Source organism: Parabacteroides chongii (assembly GCF_029581355.1).
In the GTDB taxonomy this organism is placed as follows: domain Bacteria; phylum Bacteroidota; class Bacteroidia; order Bacteroidales; family Tannerellaceae; genus Parabacteroides; species Parabacteroides chongii.
The window spans coordinates 5,078,044-5,095,989 of sequence record NZ_CP120849.1; the positions used below are offsets into that span (position 1 = coordinate 5,078,044).

Annotated in this window: 11 protein-coding genes; 4 read left to right on the forward strand and 7 right to left on the reverse strand. The window is 45.7% G+C overall.

What is annotated here, in order from left to right:
* Positions 1-105: 105 nt before the first annotated feature.
* From P3L47_RS19410 to P3L47_RS19435, 6 genes are all read right to left on the reverse strand, one after another.
* On the reverse strand, positions 106-786 hold the full coding sequence (locus P3L47_RS19410) for an ABC transporter ATP-binding protein (RefSeq protein ID WP_122360320.1): 681 nt from the start codon (positions 784-786) through the stop codon (positions 106-108).
* 197 nt (positions 787-983) lie between these two features.
* Complete coding sequence (locus P3L47_RS19415; RefSeq protein WP_277781838.1) at positions 984-3,314, reverse strand: ABC transporter permease; 2,331 nt, start codon at positions 3,312-3,314, stop codon at positions 984-986.
* Between the two features lie 104 nt (positions 3,315-3,418).
* Positions 3,419-5,800, reverse strand: a complete 2,382-nt coding sequence (locus tag P3L47_RS19420; protein WP_277781839.1) for an ABC transporter permease — start codon at positions 5,798-5,800, stop codon at positions 3,419-3,421.
* A gap of 11 nt (positions 5,801-5,811) precedes the next feature.
* Positions 5,812-8,187 (reverse strand): ABC transporter permease, encoded by a 2,376-nt coding sequence (locus tag P3L47_RS19425; protein ID WP_277781840.1) that lies wholly within the window; start codon positions 8,185-8,187, stop codon positions 5,812-5,814.
* Positions 8,188-8,467: 280 nt separating this feature from the next.
* Complete coding sequence (locus P3L47_RS19430) at positions 8,468-9,718, reverse strand: efflux RND transporter periplasmic adaptor subunit (RefSeq protein WP_277781841.1); 1,251 nt, start codon at positions 9,716-9,718, stop codon at positions 8,468-8,470.
* Positions 9,719-9,771: 53 nt separating this feature from the next.
* The gene (locus P3L47_RS19435; protein WP_277781842.1) at positions 9,772-11,112 is read right to left on the reverse strand and encodes a TolC family protein; all 1,341 of its coding nucleotides are present in this window, start codon (positions 11,110-11,112) and stop codon (positions 9,772-9,774) included.
* A gap of 250 nt (positions 11,113-11,362) precedes the next feature.
* On the opposite strand from P3L47_RS19435, the gene P3L47_RS19440 reads away from it, so the two are divergent.
* The 3 genes from P3L47_RS19440 (at position 11,363) to P3L47_RS19450 (ending at position 15,410) form a co-directional block, all read left to right on the forward strand.
* The gene (locus tag P3L47_RS19440) at positions 11,363-12,715 is read left to right on the forward strand and encodes a sigma-54-dependent transcriptional regulator (RefSeq protein ID WP_122360330.1); all 1,353 of its coding nucleotides are present in this window, start codon (positions 11,363-11,365) and stop codon (positions 12,713-12,715) included.
* 2 nt (positions 12,716-12,717) lie between these two features.
* Entirely contained in the window at positions 12,718-14,034 is a 1,317-nt protein-coding gene (locus P3L47_RS19445) for a sensor histidine kinase (protein ID WP_122360331.1), read from the forward strand.
* Between the two features lie 122 nt (positions 14,035-14,156).
* Positions 14,157-15,410: an Nramp family divalent metal transporter gene (locus P3L47_RS19450; protein ID WP_277781843.1), complete on the forward strand. Its 1,254-nt coding sequence runs from the start codon at positions 14,157-14,159 to the stop codon at positions 15,408-15,410.
* Here P3L47_RS19450 and P3L47_RS19455 read toward each other — a convergent pair.
* A complete protein-coding gene (locus P3L47_RS19455) occupies positions 15,397-16,050 on the reverse strand; it encodes a DedA family protein (RefSeq protein ID WP_277781844.1) in 654 nt (217 codons plus the stop codon). The two genes, P3L47_RS19450 and P3L47_RS19455, sit on opposite strands and share 14 nt — an antisense overlap.
* 130 nt (positions 16,051-16,180) lie before the next feature.
* Here P3L47_RS19455 and P3L47_RS19460 point away from each other — a divergent pair, with 130 nt between their 5' ends.
* Positions 16,181-17,929, forward strand: a complete 1,749-nt coding sequence (locus P3L47_RS19460; RefSeq protein ID WP_277781845.1) for a glutamine--tRNA ligase/YqeY domain fusion protein — start codon at positions 16,181-16,183, stop codon at positions 17,927-17,929.
* Positions 17,930-17,946: the final 17 nt, after the last annotated feature.

Sequence of the window (17,946 nt, forward strand, 5' to 3'; positions counted from 1 at the left end):
TTAGGCGAGAGAATAACATATCCTACCTTCACAGGTAGGATATGTCGGTTTTTCTTTTAAACTTATAAATTTAGCTATATGCTTTGTTATGTATAGAAAATACAATCAGATAAATTCGCTGACTGAAGATACGATGCTACCGTCGAACAGGTTGATGATGCGGTGTGCAAAACTGGCATCATGTTTGGAGTGAGTTACCATGACGATGGTAGTTCCTTCCTTGTTCAGTTCGGTCAGCAGCTGCATCACTTCGGCACCGTTCTTAGAGTCCAGATTACCGGTCGGCTCATCCGCAAGGATGATTTTCGGGTTGGAAACGACTGCACGGGCAATGGCAACACGTTGTTGCTGACCACCGGATAACTGCTGCGGGAAGTGAGTGGCACGATGGCTGATATTCATTCGTTTCAGGATATCTGTTACCATCTGTTTACGTTCGGCAGCTTTTACCTTCAGGTAAGTCAAAGGTAATTCCACATTTTCATACACATTCAGTTCGTCGATCAGGTTGAAGCTCTGGAATACGAAACCGATATTCCCTTTACGCACCTGGGTACGTTCTTTTTCTTTCAGGTGGCCCACTTCTTTATCTGCCAGGTAATAATCACCTGAAGTAGGGTTATCCAACAAGCCCAGGATATTTAATAATGTTGATTTACCGCAACCGGAAGGTCCCATGATGGCAACAAATTCTCCATCCTTCACTTCCAATGATACATTGTTCAATGCAATAGTTTCTACCTCCTCTGTGCGGAAATGCTTACTTAATCCTTCAATCTTAATCATAATGTTATTTATTTAATTCTACATTTATACTTTGATATTCCCTTAAAAAAACACTCTGTTTTCTATATTTAATTCAAATTGCGTGCCAAACTTAATAAATTATTGATATTCAAAACTATATACTTTATCCTATTCCGGAAGAGTGTCTAATATTTAGACACTCCTGTCTAGTTTTTTTACACTCTGCAGGCAACCCGTCATTTATTCTTTATACTTTCCACCGGATTGAGATTGGCAGCCTGGTAACTCTGGATAAATATCGTAACGAACGATACGAATAAACAAAACAGACCGGCTGCTATAAAAATAAGCGGGCTCAATTCGATCCGGTAAGAATAATCGGACAACCATTGCTGCATGAATCGCCAGATGATCGGTGTAGCGATCACAAAAGCAATCAATACATAGACAAGGAAAGTACGGATCAGCCGGTATAATATCTGGGAATTAGTCGAGCCGAATACTTTACGCACCGCCACTTCCGATGAACGCTGCTGGATAAAGTAGGTCGACATAGCCAGCAACCCCAGCAACGAGATCAGGATGGCGACGAAAGCAAAGATCGAAACGATCCGGGAAGTCCTTTCCTGTGCGGCAAATGATTCCTGTATCTGCGTATCTATATATTTCCCTTCAAAGCCGACATGGCCGATACGTTCATATATTTCCTGTATATCTTTATAGGATTCCACAGGATCGCCTTCTACTTCCAGCAGTACATTATACGGGGTCCATTCTTTTATATCATTCCTAATCTGAAGGCTGACCGGCTTCTTCTGATACATGATATTCGATAACTGAAAATCTTTCACAACACCGGCAATAGGATATTCCTGCCCCCACACTTTGATGGAAGGAGAATCTTCCGGCAATTCCATTTCACGCATAGCCTGCTGGTTCAGATAGGTCTTTTTAGGACCGGCCAGATGATTATCACGTATTATCTCAATACCTAATATACTCAGAAAAGCCGTATCGGCCCTGAATACCTGGAAACTGACCTGCTTGCCATTGATCTCTTCCGTAGAATTATTCCCCCGGTTAAAAGGAGTGCCCTGTGAAAAAGCGATCCGCTTAACAGAAGCCAGTTGGCTCACCTCATTAGCGAATGTCTCTATATCTTTCTTACTTTTATAAGATTCGACCGGAACATCCATCACATTCGTCGTTTTATATCCCAACGGAGCATGTATGAGATGATTCACCTGTGCTACCATCGTAATGGAAGCTGCCACCAAGGCAATCGTGATCCCGTTCTGAAAAGTAATGAAGAACTTACTGAACACCATCTTGGTTTGCCGACGGAAAGTACCCCGCACCACTTCAATCGGCTTGGCATTGGAAATCACAATGGCAGGCAACAATCCTGCAAGTATACCGATCAACAGAATGACGGCTACAGCCAGCAATACATAACCGGGGGTAACAAAGTCCGACAGATTTATACGGGCATTCAACAACTGAGAGGCATAAGGAGAGAAAAATATTGCCATAAAGATACCCAACAGGAAAGAAATGAAAGTCATCAGGGTAGACTCCATGATCAGTCGCAGGAGCAGGTCTCCTCTCGACGAGCCCAATAATCTGCGGGTAGCCATTTCTTTTGCCCGGAAAGCCGTCTGCGCCACTGTCAGATTAATATAGTTGATGATGGCAAACAGCAGGATAAGTATCCCCACCGAAAGCAGGATCATTACAAATTGCCAGTCCCCTTTAGCCAGCGTATAGGTACCCATATCCGAGAAATAGAAATCCTCCAGAGGATTCAGAAGCACTTTGCTGTAAATTCCTCTTTGATACATCCAAAATACTTCTTTGAAATAAGCGACGATATCATCCGTTTTGGCAAGCAGGTCTGCTCCTTCCTTTACCATAATGAAATTGTTGACGGCTCCGGTATTATAGAACTGGTCGCTGTCTATTCCCTCTTCCATATATTTGAGCTGTTTGATTCCCATCAGGATATCGCAATACGGAATCGTAGAGTTTTGAATATCTTTCATAATCCCGTTCACTTGGATACGGATGGAATCGTTCACCTGAACGACCTGCCCTATCGGATCGCTGTCGCTAAATACTTTGCGGGCAAAACTTTCGGAGATCACACCATAGTCATCGGCATCCATCACATGATTGCGGTCGCCAACCAACAGCGGGAAAGAGAAGAAATCGAAGAAAGTCGTATCGGCGAACATTAATTCGGCGTTGAAGTTTTTATCGGCCACCGTAACAGATGTATGATAGAATCCCCAGGGAGCGACCGGACATACTTTTTCTATTTCCGGATACCGTTCCTGCAAACGGTAGGCCAGCTTATAGGCCGATCCGGTATTGGCTTCGCTGCTTAACACGTAGATACGGTCGCCTTTCTCATGGTATTTGTCGGTAGACAATTCCTGTACCGAATAAACGGCTATCAATATAACGAACATCAACGATACGGATAACCCGAAGATATCGATTGCCGTATAGGTTTTGTTTCGGCTTAGAAATTTGAAAAATGACTTAAAGTTTACCAGGTTATTCATTTAATTCGTGTTTTTAATATTTCATACTAGGACATAAGGAAAGCATACCCTCCTCATATGAGAGGGATGCTTTCCGGTTAAAAAGTAAATGATATAAATATATGTTATTCCGCTTTCAGACTGTCGATCGGATTCTCATTGGCCGTCGCCCAGGCACGATACAATACGCAACCAATGATGACGAGGTAAACGAAGAAAGCCGCGATGATAAACAGGAAGGCATTCAGATGGATACGTTCCGAGAATTTCTCCAGCCAGTCGGAGGCACTGATATAGGCAATCACTACACCGATCGTAAGAGCAGGAACGGCTATATAGGAGATGTCGCGCGAGATCATCCGGAGGATGCTGGCGGCAGTCGCACCGTTGACCTTGCGGATCGCTATCTCACGTCCGCGGCGGTTGGTTTCGTCGGCAGTATATCCCAGCAGTCCGATCAGTGCAATGATCAGGCAGACGATGCCGCTGATGAAGATGGAGTCGCGGAACTCACGGTCGCCTTGGTATTGCTGAGCCAGACTCATTTTATAGACAGAAGCTTCCACCACTTTATCCGGCATTGCATCTGTCAGGATCTGGTTGACCTGTGCTATATTGTCCGATGTCATATCATGCATCTTTATCAAGATATTTTCCGTAGGAGCAATTCCACCCGGCTTCATGTCGTAGAAGAAAACCGAGGCACGGGTGTCGGGACCTTTGATGGAGCCGATACGGAAGTCCTCATAGACACCGCAAATGGTGTATACCTGATTTCCATTACTATGTTCGGATATCATCACACCTTTACCAATAGCACTTCCTGTCCAGCCCGCCACCTTCTCCATCTGTTCGACAAAACGACGGCTAACCATTATTTTATCGCCGTTAGCCTCACCCTGGCGGAAAGCGTGGCCCTCCAGAATAGGTATCTCCATCAGTTCAAAATAATTATCACCGACACTGTACATATCGGCAATGTTAAACAGTTCGCGGTTATCACCCGGCAAACCGACATTATTACCCGAAGGATATTTGAAAGGCAACTCGCAACTGGCCGACACCAGGTCTACCTGCGGCAAACGACGCAGTTCGTCCATCGCCCGCTCACGCTCCAGGGCACTTACACCGCGGGTATTACAAAAGATCAGATTCTCGTAGGCATAGCCGGGATCACTCGAAATCATAGCACTATACTGGCGATTGATCGTGATCAATAATGCCACCAGATAGGCCGTAGCGACAAACTGTACAAAAAGCAGGCACAGTTTCCAGTAACGCTTCGATTCTTTTACGCTACGGAAAGCCGATGCCACCGGAATACGGAGGAAGAGCCAAGTCGGCACCAGGCAGGTTACGGCGAATACAACGATACAAATACCCGACAAAATCATCAAAGTAGGTACCGTAAACAAAGCAGACAGCGAAGCCGACAACAATTCCTCCACCTTCCCTTTACAAAGGATCAACAGGAAAGCTCCCAGCAAGAGTGCCAGTAACAGATGCAGCAAGGATTCGGAAAAGATCATTCCGAATATATTTTTACCCGAAGCTCCGTAACATTTATGTACCGCCACTTCTTTCGTACGTCCGATCAGTGTAGAGATAACGACCAGCACATAATTCAGCACGGCTATAAGAATCAGGATCGTAGCCAGGAAGAGAAGCATGGCATTCATGTCTTTCACCTCCTTATCATTATTATGGATATCCTGCAAAGGCGAGATGGTATAGAACAAATCGACACCGGCCTGTTTCAGCGCTTCCATATCCTGGTTGCGTTCCTGCATACGGCGGATAGCCGGGGCAAGCCCTTCCGGATCAGTACCCGGAACCAGTTTTACATAGGCGATGTAACGGTCGTTACCCAGCCAGTTGGTCGTACTCCATTCCGGCATGCTTGCCAGCGATCCCAGCACATCATAACGCAGATGGCTGTTTTCGGGTATATCTTCAAATACGCCACCGATGGTTTGCGGAGCGTTCCGGTTTGCGTCACGAACGAAGGTCTTGCCGACCACGTTCCCTACTCCGCCCATTTTCTCGGCCAACGAGCGCGAGATCATCGCATAACCGGGACGGGACAGAACATCTTTCGGATCTCCCACCAGAATCGGACGGGGGAATATATCGAAAAAGCTGGTATCGGCAAGCAGGATGGTCGCTTTATAAAATTGTTTCTCCGGCGACATGATCAGTTCATTGGCCGGTCCTATGCGGGTATAGCGCGTAGCGACTTCCACCTCCGGAACCTCCGCTTTCAAACCCGGAGCGACGGCACCGCTCACCTGTCCCCAGGTATCTTTCTTCCCGTCTTTGTTCAAGCCGGACTTGACCAGATAAATACGGTCGTTGTCGGGATAAAAGTTATCATACGAACGTTCGAAACATACTTTTGCAACCAACACCAGACCCATTGCCAGTCCAACGGCAAGCGCCAGTATCTTAATCCCATTGTTCCTTCCCTTCTTAAACAGGGAGCGGAATGCCATACTAAAATTCCTCATATTTATATCATTTATTCTGATTTCAAACTTTCCACCGGATTGGATACGGCAACCATCCAGCTACGATAGACAACGGTACCTAAAATGAGCAACAGTACCCCTGCCACACTCAACGTGAACACACCGACATTCATCGATATCTTTTCGGCAAATTGCTGTAACCACTTCTCGCCTGCATAATAAGAGGCACCGGCTCCCAGCAACAAAGCGGGAAAAGCCATCCAGGTCACATCGGAAGCGATCAGCGAAAGGATATCCTTTTCCGTTGCCCCGTTGATCTTACGAACGGCTATTTCTTTTCCGCGCCGGTTGGTTTCATCATTGATATACCCGATCAGCCCGATCAGAGTGATGATCAGCGTTACGATACCGCCCAGCATCACCGCGTTGCGGAAAAGGCGCGAAGAGTTATACATATTCGCCATGCTGACACTGTAAGAAGATACAGGCATCTCCTTATCCGGTAAAGTGGCCTTGATGGTTTCGTCCAGCCGTGCCATGTTCTCCTGCGACATTTTATTCAGTTTAATGACCAGCGTATTCTGCGGACGACCGCTATAAAACAGCGCCGAAGGTCCCATCAATTCGCTTCCGATAGCCCCGACACGAACATCGTCGTACACGCCTGCTATCTCGAAATCGTTAGGCGTACCATGACCGCTCACATATATTTTCTTTCCTATCACACCGTCTTTCCAGTCGAGTGCCAAAGCCAGTTTGTCGGCCATCATCCGGCTGATCATTACCACGCGGGAAGAATCGGAATAAGAATGATCGAATCCTTTTCCCTGGATAACGGACATTTCCATCAAAGAGGTATAATTGGCATTCGCCCCGTAAAGGTCGGCGAAATGAATAATGGTTTCCTTTGTTCCCGGACGATAAACCATATCCCCTGAACCGCTGAAAGCAGGTAAGCTACTGCAAGTAGATACGTCCTCCACCTCCGGAAGTTTTTTAAGTTCATCCATCAAGGCGCGACGGGAAGAACCCGGCACACCGTCCATCCTGCAATAAGCCAGCCGTTCGTATTTATATCCCGGATTATCGTTCACCATTCTATTATACTGCAAACCGATAACCACCAGCAGGCATACTAGAAAACCGACGGCCACAAACTGGATAAACAACAGCACTTTCTTCCATGAACGGCGTGATTCTTTATAGGAGCGAAATACCGATGCTACCGGTATTTTCGAAAATAGTTGCGAAGGCAGTAATCCCGCCACTAAAAATACAATTACACAAACAGCTACCAGCATCAGAACGGTATCGACCGTAAACAGCGATAACAACGACGCACTGAGCAATTCTTCCACCATCTCACGGAGTGCCAGTATCAACAAAGCAGATATCCCCAGCGAGACAAGCAGGTTAAGAAAGGTTTCCGAAAAGATCATGTCCGAGATATTCCATCCGGATGCACCGTAACATTTATGTACGGCAATATCTTTCGAACGGGTTACCAGTGACGAGATCACCAGTAAAACGTAATTCATCAAGGCTGCAAAAAGGATAGCAAATGCAATAGCCACGAGCATGACAGCCATCCGTTTCGTTGCCGGCGACTTGGCATAAAGTTCCTCCAGCGGACACAACATCAGAGCGTAATCGATTCCCCGCTCTTTCAATTGGGCAGAGTCGACATGGCGGTCGAGCATCTCGGCCATCGGCTGCAACAGGTTTTCGGCAACGATACCGGGCTCCAGGCGAACATACCCATTATAACTATCTCCCCCAAACCATTGATCGAGGTTCGACCACCCCATTACTGTCTCGAAAGAGGCCAGTGAAACCAGCATGTTATATTTCAGATGGGTATTATCCGGTACTTCTTCAAACACTCCGCCGATCGTAAAAAGATGTCCGGGAAAAGAGGCGATTTCAAAAGTCTGTCCTACCACATCTTTTCCACTGCCTATCTTAGCAGCTATCTTTTCGGATACAAGGGCATACAATGGACGCGAAAGAGTCTCCTTCGCATTACCGGCCAACACTTTACGGGGAAGGACATCAAAGAAGTACTGGTCTGCCATTACAAAGTTACCGGTGTATTTTTTCTTATCGGAAGTAGTAAAAAGATACTCCCCTATTACATTGGCACAGGTAGCCGATTCCACACCGGGTATTTCAGCTTTCATCCCCGACGGAACACCTGCACTTACATGCGGATAGCCTTCTATTTTCTTCTCTCCTACGGATACATTTTCCTGTATGGCAAAAACACGATCCGACTCAGGATAGAAGTTATCATAAGATAGTTCGAAACATACTTTAGCAATCAGTACCAAGCCCATGGCCAGACCAACGCCCAATGAAATTATTTTAATTCCATTATGTCTTCCTTTCTTAAAAAGGGAACGGAAAGCGATATGTACATTCTTCATTGTGGTTATCTTTTACAGGTTGTTTATTTCAGTAAAATAATGCGCAAATATGCCAATGTGCCAATGGAGATAGCAATAAGTTCAGATCTTGTCAGAATTGAACCTATTCAGATCGTATTAGGGGACGCAGATGACGCAGAATACGCAGACGCTCGCTGACTTTTTATTTTCTTTAAAAACAATATATTATCTGCGTTTATCTGCGCTCGTCTGCGTCATCTGCGTTCCTTAATGCAAATGGATATTCTATATTGGCACATTATTTCCTATTCTTGAAATATCATTCCAACACCAGGACTTCATTATCCTTATAGCTTTCGTAGCTTGATACGATCACTTTTTCACCGGCTTCCAAACCTTCGGTCACTTCATAATACTGCGGGTTCTGACGACCGATCTTAATCTTGCGGCGATAAGCCTTTTTGCCATCTTTATCCAAAACGAATATCCAGCTGCCTCCTGTACTCTGGAAGAACGTTCCGCGCGGGATGATGATACTTTCCGTCGGCTGTCCTAATTCCAGGTTGATATAATACGTTTGTCCGCTGCGGATATTGTCAGGACGTTCGCCGGTAAAGACAAAGTCGGTACGGAACTTACCTTCACGAACTTCCGGATATACTTTACGTACAGCCAGTGCGAAACTTGTACCCTGACGGTCGAAGGCTGCACCCAATCCCGGTTTAACGCGGTCGATATAGTGTTCGTCGATCATGGCTTCTATCTTATAATCGGAAAGGTCGTTGATCTGACCGATCTTCATACCGGCTGATACATTCTGTCCGAGGACTACATCCAGCAAACCCAGTTCGCCGTTGATCTGTGAACGGACATTCAGATGTTCTTTCCGTTCGTGCACCAATTGGATGTTACGGCGCATATTAGCCAAACTCGTTTCCATTTCGTCCATCTGGATCGTACGGGAAATTGAATCCTGACGCAAACGTTCAACGACAAGAGCATATTTCTTGGTTGCCAGTTCATAATCTTCCTTCGCTTTCAGAAATTCTTCCTTGGCGATCAGGTTTTCATCATAGAGCTTCTTTTGTTGCGTATAAGCACGGCGTGAACGGGCGATGTCGACATCGAGCTGAGCTTTCTCCAACTGGTTATTCAGCTTGTCCTGTTCCATCGCTACCTGGGTATTACGCAGGAAGTTCTGTTTTTCAGCCAACTGAGCTTCCGCATCCAGAATCTGCAAATCGAGACCGGAGTTGGAAAGACGGACAATGACATCGCCTTTTTTCACCTGGGCACCTTCTTCAACTACCTTCTCCTGTACGATACCGCCTTCTTCCGGGCTCAACTGCACGACAGTGATAGGCTGTACCTGTCCGTCTACGCGGACGAAATCATTGAATTGTTCCTTAGTCACATTACCGATACTGATTCCGCGAGCATCGACTTTCAGGGTCGATGCATGATCGCCGAAAATGATCCATCCCACCAGTACCAGGAATAAAACACCACCACCTACATAAGGTAAATGTTTCTTTTGAATGCCTTTTTTCTTTTCTAACTGTATATCCATTGTTGTATGTTTTTATTTCTTTATTGTTTGTTTCCTAGTTATTCGCGTTATTCTCAATGAATGCCTTCAATCAAAGGTTTCCCTTTATAATAATCGACCAGCTTGCATTTCATCAGATACATCAGCTTCCGCTGCAGCAGGTCGGCTTTTGACAGAAGTAATGTATTTGCACTGGTTTGCAGATCGATCGGGCTCATCAGACCTTCTTCAAATTTACGTAAAGTTACCTGATAAGCAATTTCATCCGCTTTTGCTTTTTTATCCATCTGAATAGTTTCTTTGGCATAGCCCTCACGGTCGAGAATAGCTTGTTCGATGGCTGTCTCCAACTGACGGAGCACTTCTGTCTGTTGTTCCTGGGCGATACGCATATTATTGCGTGCCTTACGCAGGTTGGTCAGACGACTCAATCCGTCAAATAAAGGGAAACTCAGGTTGAAAGAGATATATTCACCACGGTTATTTTTAAACTGATTGCTAAAAGAAGCGGGAGCCTTATCTGCTTTCAGATTCTCATAATAATTCGTAGAAACCCCTGCTGAGAAAGAAATGGATGGTAACAAACGTCCTTTTGCCATCATGTATTGCATTTTATAGGATTTCAACTGAAGTTTCGCCTGCAAGGCTGTCGGATTATTTTCTGATGCGTAATCATATATTTCATTAACCGACTCCATCATTGTTGCATACGATTTATCCAAAAGCATCGTATCTACATCCAGTTCCATGTCGGAAGGGTAATTCATATTCTGCTTCAGTGTCAACAAAGCCGTATTAAGCAAATTCTGCTGGTGGGTCAGATTGTAATCGTTGGCTGCTACCTGCGCTTCTATCTGTGCCACATCTGCTTTACCTTTCAATCCCAGCTCCTCCTGACGGCGTGTTTTATACAAGATACGGCTATTTTCTTCTAATTGTTCAGCAGCTAGTTTAACTGTTCCCTGGTAATATACCACATCCATAAAAGCCTGCATCGTATTGATTGCCAGGTCGTCTTTTTCCTTTTGGATATCATTCATACCTAACTGACGGTTTGCTTTTGCCATACGCCACTGGTTGACTAACTGCCCTCCGTTAAATATAGGAATAGAAACATTCAGACCATATCCGTTATTGAAAGTAGATGTATTATTATACACGTTAGTCTCCGGGTCAATCGAACGTCCGAAACTGTATTGCGCTCCTACACTTGCACTCATAGACGGGAAGAAAGAGGCTACAGAGGAATTTAACTCTGCTTTATAAGAATCACTGGTATAAGTTTGTTTCTTCACTTTCGGACTGTTTTCAACGGCATAATGCATGCATTCATCCATTGTCCAGAGCTTTTCCTGGGCCACGGCGGCTGTTGCCAGGCTAAACGAAAGAATCGATGTAAATATTATCTGTTTCATTTTTGTGTTATTTTCTGCCAATAGAAAGGCAAAGACTGTGCCAAACCATTTAAGACATTGCTTATCAACCTATTGACAAAACAGATATTTTTCCAATGTGTAAAAAAATTAGACAATGGTGTATAAATATTAGACAGCCGGTATTTCTTCGTTTCCTCCTCCTATTTTATCTGTCTAAATATTAGACACTGGTTAGGAAGTATAAAACCGAACCTGTATCTTTGCACTAAATATATACATATTATCATATATGGCTAAACAAGGCACCATACTGGTCGTAGACGACAATAAGGGGATTCTTACCGCAGTACAGATGCTGTTAGGCACCTGTTTTGAGAAAGTGATAACTATCTCTACCCCAAACAAAATCAAAACAACCCTGCATAATGAAAACGTAGACGTTGTTTTACTCGATATGAACTTCAGTGCCGGTATCAATACCGGAAATGAAGGGCTTTTCTGGCTTTCCGAAATAAAGAAGGAAGACCCGTCGGTACAGGTTGTTCTCTTCACCGCTTATGCTGATATAGACCTGGCGGTAAGGGGAATCAAGGAAGGCGCTACCGACTTCGTTGTCAAACCCTGGAATAACGCCAAGTTACTGGAAACGTTGAAAACGGCTTATGATATCCGGACAGCCAACAAGAAAGGTATTCCTCACGAAAACAGCAAACTGGTTGTCTCGAAGGAAAGCGGTATGTTTTGGGGCGAAAGCAATGCGATGCAGCAACTCCGCAACCTGATCGAGAAGGTGGCAAAAACAGATGCCAACATCCTGATCACCGGAGAGAACGGAACCGGTAAGGAAATGCTGGCAAGAGAAATACATATGTTGTCGAACCGTAAAAAAGAAGCCATGGTTCCAGTAGACATGGGCGCCATCACCGAAACGCTGTTCGAAAGCGAACTGTTCGGCCATATGAAAGGTGCTTTTACCGATGCCCGCGCCGACCGTCCGGGAAAGTTTGAAGCAGCCAACAACGGGACCCTTTTCCTGGATGAGATAGGGAACCTCTCCTACCATCTGCAAGCCAAATTACTGACTGCCCTACAACGCCGCAGCGTAGTACGAGTGGGAAGCAACACGCCTATTCCGGTCAATATCCGCCTGATCTGTGCGACAAACCGCGACCTGCAGGATATGGTACAGAAAGAACAATTCCGCGAAGACCTTTTATACCGTATCAATACGATACATGTGGAAATACCGTCCCTCCGCGACCGCCCCGAAGATATCGTGCCGCTGACAGAGATATTCCTCGCTAAATATTGCTCTATTTACGGAAAATCATCCATGCGCCTGAATGCGGACGCAAAGGAAAAACTGAAACAACAACCCTGGTTCGGTAATATCCGCGAATTGGAGCATACCATCGAAAAGGCAGTGATCATTTCCGAAGGAGAAACGCTCGACAGCTCGGATTTCGATTTTCCCCGTAAGAAAGAATCTCCTCTGAAAGAAGCTACCACATTGGAAGAAATGGAATACAACATGATCAAAAATGCCATGGATAAATACAATGGCAATCTTTCGCTCGTTGCCAGCCAGCTGGGTATTTCACGTCAGACACTGTACAACAAAATCAAACGTTACGAGCTGTAATAATGTTAAAAGGTATCTATCATAGCCTGACTTTCCGGCTGGGTCTGTTCGGTATATTTACCGGCTGCGGGACCTACTTCGCCATGACCCGGCAATGGGAATGGCTCATTCTCATTCTTATCGGCTGGCTCTATTCCATGCGGATGATGAGCGAGTTATTCAAACGTAATGCCCAGAAAGTTGCCTTTATGTTCGATGCGATCGACAACAGCGACTATGCATTCCAATACGCCACCCGCGGACGTTCATCCAACGACAAGCTAGTCAGCGAATCACTGAACCGTATCACCCAGATTCTGTTCCAGGCAAAAGCAGATGCCGTCCAAAAAGAGAAATATTATGAGTTGATCATGAATTCGGTCAATACCGGCATCATCGTACTGGACGATACCGGCAATATCTTTCAGACCAACAATGAAGCACTCCGCCTGCTGGGGCTTTCCGTCTTTACCCATGTCAAACAGCTGGCACGCATCGACGACAAACTACAAGCCACAATCGCCAATATTCTCCCGGGGGATAAACATCAGATATCATTCGTAAACGAACGCGGCACGGTCAACCTGTCTATCCGCGTCTCCGAAATGACCCTGCAGGAAAAACACGTACGTATCCTGGCAATCAACGATATCAACAGCGAACTGGATGACAAGGAAATCGATTCATGGATACGCCTGACTCGTGTACTGACTCACGAGATCATGAATTCCGTCACTCCTATTACTTCGCTGAGTGACACCTTATTATCCATCCATGAGGATGCCGACAGCGATATACGGAACGGACTGGAAGTGATCAGTACGACCGGCAAGAGCCTGATATCGTTCGTTGAATCGTATCGCAAGTTTACCCATATCCCAACCCCTGAACCGTCGTTGTTCTATGTGCAGAAATTCGCGGAACGGATGATAAATCTGGCCCGCCATCACAACAAATTCCCCAATATAACGATTAATATACATATAGAGCCGGCCGACCTGATCGTTTACGCTGATGAGAAACTGATCACGCAGGTTGTACTGAACCTGCTAAAGAACGCCATGCAGGCCATCGGCAGCGAACAACCGGACGGACGAATTGAACTGAACGCATCTTGCAATCCGGATGAATCCGTGATCATCGAGGTCAGCAACAACGGTCCCTGCATCCCGCCGGAAGAAGCGGAACATATCTTTGTCCCGTTCTTCACCACCAAAGAAGGCGGCAGCGGTATCGGGTTATCTATCTCGCGACAGATCATGCGACTGTCGGGTGGCAGTATCGCGTTGAAGAGCAATCCGGCTATAAACAAAACGTCGTTTATTCTGACGTTCCCATAAAAGGAAGTTGCTCATGAAGCATGAGCCGACTGGTGCAGGTCTTATGAGCCGAGGCGCTCACGTTGCATGAAAAGATTAAACAAGACACTGTAAGTATTAAAAACAAAAAGATAAGACAAGACATGAAACTTTTAGACAAACTCAAAATCAATCACAAACCTCGTTCCGGAGGATTAGACCTTTTGAAATATATTGGTCCCGGTTTATTAGTCACTGTCGGATTCATCGACCCGGGAAACTGGGCAACCAACCTTGCCGCCGGATCCGAATTCGGTTATGCCCTGTTATGGGTCGTTACCTTTTCATCCATTATGCTGATCATCATCCAGCACAACGTTGCCCATCTGGGGATCGTCACCGGACTTTGCTTATCGGAAGCGACCAACAAATATATGCCCCGTGCACTCAGCCGGCCTATTCTAGGATCGGCAATGCTTGCCAGTATATCTACCTCACTTGCGGAGATACTGGGTGGAGCCATTGCTTTACGAATGCTGTTCAGCATACCGATAAAGGTCGGTGCCGTGATCGTTACGGTGGCCTGTCTGATCATGCTGCTCAGTAATACATACAGCAAGATCGAACGCTGGATCATCATGTTCGTTTCCATCATCGGATTGTCTTTCTTATACGAGCTAGCCCTGGTCGATGTAAACTGGGGACAGGCTGTCGTGGGATGGGTAAAACCTTCTTTCCCCGAAAATTCAATGCTGATCATCATGAGTGTGCTCGGTGCCGTTGTCATGCCGCATAACCTGTTCCTGCACTCGGAAGTGATTCAGAGTCGCGAATGGAACCTGGAAGATGAATCCGTTATCAAGAAACAATTGAAATATGAATTTTACGATACGCTCCTGTCGATGGTGATCGGCTGGGCAATCAATTCGGCGATGATCATCCTGGCAGCAGCCACTTTCTTCAAGGAAAAGATTACCGTGGACGAACTGGACCAGGCACAGCAATTGCTGGTTCCGCTGGTCGGAAACAATGCAGGCGTTATCTTTGCCGCCGCCTTATTGCTTGCCGGTATTTCCTCGACGATCACATCCGGAATTGCCGGAGCATCCATCTTTGCCGGTTTTTACGGGGAGGCATACAATCACAAAGACTTACACTCCAAACTGGGGGTTATTCTTTCGTTCGTTCCGGCATTGCTTATCATCTTCCTGATCGGCGACCCGTTCAAAGGATTGATTCTTTCGCAGATGTTACTCAGCGTACAGCTTCCCATCACCGTCTTTTCGCAGGTATATCTTACCTCCAGTAGAAAAGTGATGGGGCAATATGTCAATTCACGTTCGACCACCATCCTGTTGCTGTTGCTGGGAACCATGGTGACCGTATTGAATATCGCCTTGCTGATCAGCTTGTTTTAACAAAATATTTATTCCGGACTATTTCAATCACTCCCGGCAGGATGGAGATAAAAATGATGAGGACAATCAGCAGTTCCAGATTCTTTTGAACGATCTCCATTCCGCCGAAGAAATAGCCGGCATATGAAAACAGGGCCACCCAGACAATCCCTCCAACGATATTATACGAAGCGAAATGACGGTAATTCATATGCCCCATCCCCGCCACGAACGGTGCGAACGTACGCACAATGGGAACGAAACGGGCTAGGATAATGGTTTTCCCTCCGTGCTTTTCATAAAATTTATGCGTTTTCTCCAGATAACTCTGTTTAAATATTCTCGAATCCGGTTTACTGAACAGCCTTTCACCGAAGAACCTGCCTATTATATAGTTAGAGGCATCTCCCAGTACGGCCGCGGCAATCAGCACCAGTACGATCAGATGCACATTCATCGGGTTACCCGGCAAAGCCGCCAGCGCTCCCGCCACAAATAACAACGAATCACCCGGAAGAAAGGGTGTTACTACCAATCCTGTTTCACAAAAAATGATCAGGAACAAAATGGCATATATCCAAATGCCGTAGGCTGACACAAGCGCTGCCAGATGGGTGTCGATATGCAGCACGAAATCAATCAGGAGATTGAAGTATTCCATACAAATGTATTATAATCTGTTCGATAAAATTAAGCCACAAATATAGGAAAAAACTTGTATTGCTATGCAGCGAATAAAGAAATCGCTACCTTTGTTCCGTTAATAAGGAAATAACATATTTATAACAGATATGAGCGATATCAAAACGAACGAAGAAGAAGGCAAAAAGAGCCTGAATTTTATTGAAGCAAATGTTGAAAAAGACCTGGCAGAAGGAAAGAACGGCGGACGTATACAAACTCGTTTCCCACCTGAACCAAACGGTTATCTGCATATAGGACACGCCAAAGCTATCTGCCTGGATTTCGGTATTGCAGAACGTTACAACGGAGTTTGTAACCTTCGTTTCGACGACACGAACCCTGTAAAAGAAGATACAGAATATGTCGATGCAATCAAGGAAGATATAGAATGGCTTGGATTCCATTGGGGTAACATCTATTACGCATCCGACTATTTCCAGCAATTGTGGGATTTTGCCATCCGTCTGATCAAGGAAGGAAAAGCCTATATCGACGAGCAGAGTTCGGAAGTTATCGCCCAGCAAAAAGGAACACCGACACAGCCGGGTATCAATAGTCCCTACCGTGACCGTCCTATCGAGGAAAACCTGGCTTTGTTCCAGAAAATGACTGACGGAGAGATAGAAGACGGAGCCATGGTGTTGCGTGCCAAAATAGATATGGCCAATCCGAATATGCACTTCCGCGATCCGATTATCTATCGCGTATTGAGGACTGCACATCACCATCGCACGGGCGACAAATGGAAAGTATATCCGATGTACGACTTTGCACACGGACAGAGCGACTTCTTCGAAGGCGTTACGCATTCACTTTGTACCCTGGAATTTGTGGTACACCGCCCGTTATACGACCTGTTCATCGACTGGCTGAAAGAAGGTAAAGACCTGGACGACAACCGTCCCCGTCAGACCGAGTTCAACAAGTTGAATCTGAGCTATACATTAATGAGTAAACGTAACCTGCTTACGCTGGTAAAAGAAAAGCTGGTAGACGGTTGGGACGATCCCCGTATGCCGACTATCTGTGCATTCCGTCGTCGTGGTTATTCCCCCGAATCTATCCGCAAATTCGTCGATAAGATCGGATATACCACCTACGATGCCCTGAATGAATTTGCCTTGCTGGAAAGCGCCGTTCGTGAAGACCTGAACGCCCGTGCCACACGTGTATCCGCTGTGCTCGATCCGGTGAAGCTGATTGTTACCAACTATCCGGAAGGACAGGTGGAAGAGATGGAAGCCATCAACAATCCGGAAGATCCGGAAGCAGGCAGCCATATCATTGAATTTAGCCGCGAACTGTGGATGGAAAGAGACGACTTCATGGAAGATGCTCCGAAGAAATTCTTCCGTATGACTCCCGGACAGGAAGTGCGCCTGAAGAATGCCTACATCGTAAAATGTACAGGCTGCAAGAAAAACGAAGCAGGTGAAGTAGTAGAAGTTTATTGCGAATACGACCCGAACACCAAGAGCGGCATGCCAGACAGCAACCGTAAGGTGAAAGGTACTCTTCACTGGTTGAGCTGTGCACACAGCCTGCCGGCAGAAGTCCGTCTGTACGACCGTCTGTGGAAAGTCGAAAATCCGCGCGATGAACTGGCTGCTATCCGCGAAGTAAAAGATTGCTCCGTACTGGATGCCATGAAGGAAATCATCAATCCGGACTCTCTGAACATATTGACAAACTGCTACGTTGAAAAATATCTGGCAAATGCCAAACCATTAGATTATTTACAATTCCAGCGTATCGGTTATTTTAATGTAGACAAAGACTCTACGCCGGAAAAGCTCGTCTTCAACCGTACCGTATCTCTAAAAGATACCTGGAGCAAAGTGAAAGACAAGGCTTAACAATGTGCCAATTAAAT

What these genes read in the sequence shown, in the direction of transcription:
- P3L47_RS19410 (WP_122360320.1), bottom strand. Translation starts at nt 786, where the DNA reads ATGATTAAGATTGAAGGATTAAGTAAGCATTTCCGCACAGAGGAGGTA.
- P3L47_RS19455 (WP_277781844.1), bottom strand. Translation starts at nt 16,050, where the DNA reads ATGGAATACTTCAATCTCCTGATTGATTTCGTGCTGCATATCGACACC.
- P3L47_RS19450 (WP_277781843.1), top strand. Translation starts at nt 14,157, where the DNA reads ATGAAACTTTTAGACAAACTCAAAATCAATCACAAACCTCGTTCCGGA.
- P3L47_RS19435 (WP_277781842.1), bottom strand. Translation starts at nt 11,112, where the DNA reads ATGAAACAGATAATATTTACATCGATTCTTTCGTTTAGCCTGGCAACA.
- P3L47_RS19420 (WP_277781839.1), bottom strand. Translation starts at nt 5,800, where the DNA reads ATGAGGAATTTTAGTATGGCATTCCGCTCCCTGTTTAAGAAGGGAAGG.
- P3L47_RS19415 (WP_277781838.1), bottom strand. Translation starts at nt 3,314, where the DNA reads ATGAATAACCTGGTAAACTTTAAGTCATTTTTCAAATTTCTAAGCCGA.
- P3L47_RS19430 (WP_277781841.1), bottom strand. Translation starts at nt 9,718, where the DNA reads ATGGATATACAGTTAGAAAAGAAAAAAGGCATTCAAAAGAAACATTTA.
- P3L47_RS19425 (WP_277781840.1), bottom strand. Translation starts at nt 8,187, where the DNA reads ATGAAGAATGTACATATCGCTTTCCGTTCCCTTTTTAAGAAAGGAAGA.
- P3L47_RS19460 (WP_277781845.1), top strand. Translation starts at nt 16,181, where the DNA reads ATGAGCGATATCAAAACGAACGAAGAAGAAGGCAAAAAGAGCCTGAAT.
- P3L47_RS19440 (WP_122360330.1), top strand. Translation starts at nt 11,363, where the DNA reads ATGGCTAAACAAGGCACCATACTGGTCGTAGACGACAATAAGGGGATT.
- P3L47_RS19445 (WP_122360331.1), top strand. Translation starts at nt 12,718, where the DNA reads ATGTTAAAAGGTATCTATCATAGCCTGACTTTCCGGCTGGGTCTGTTC.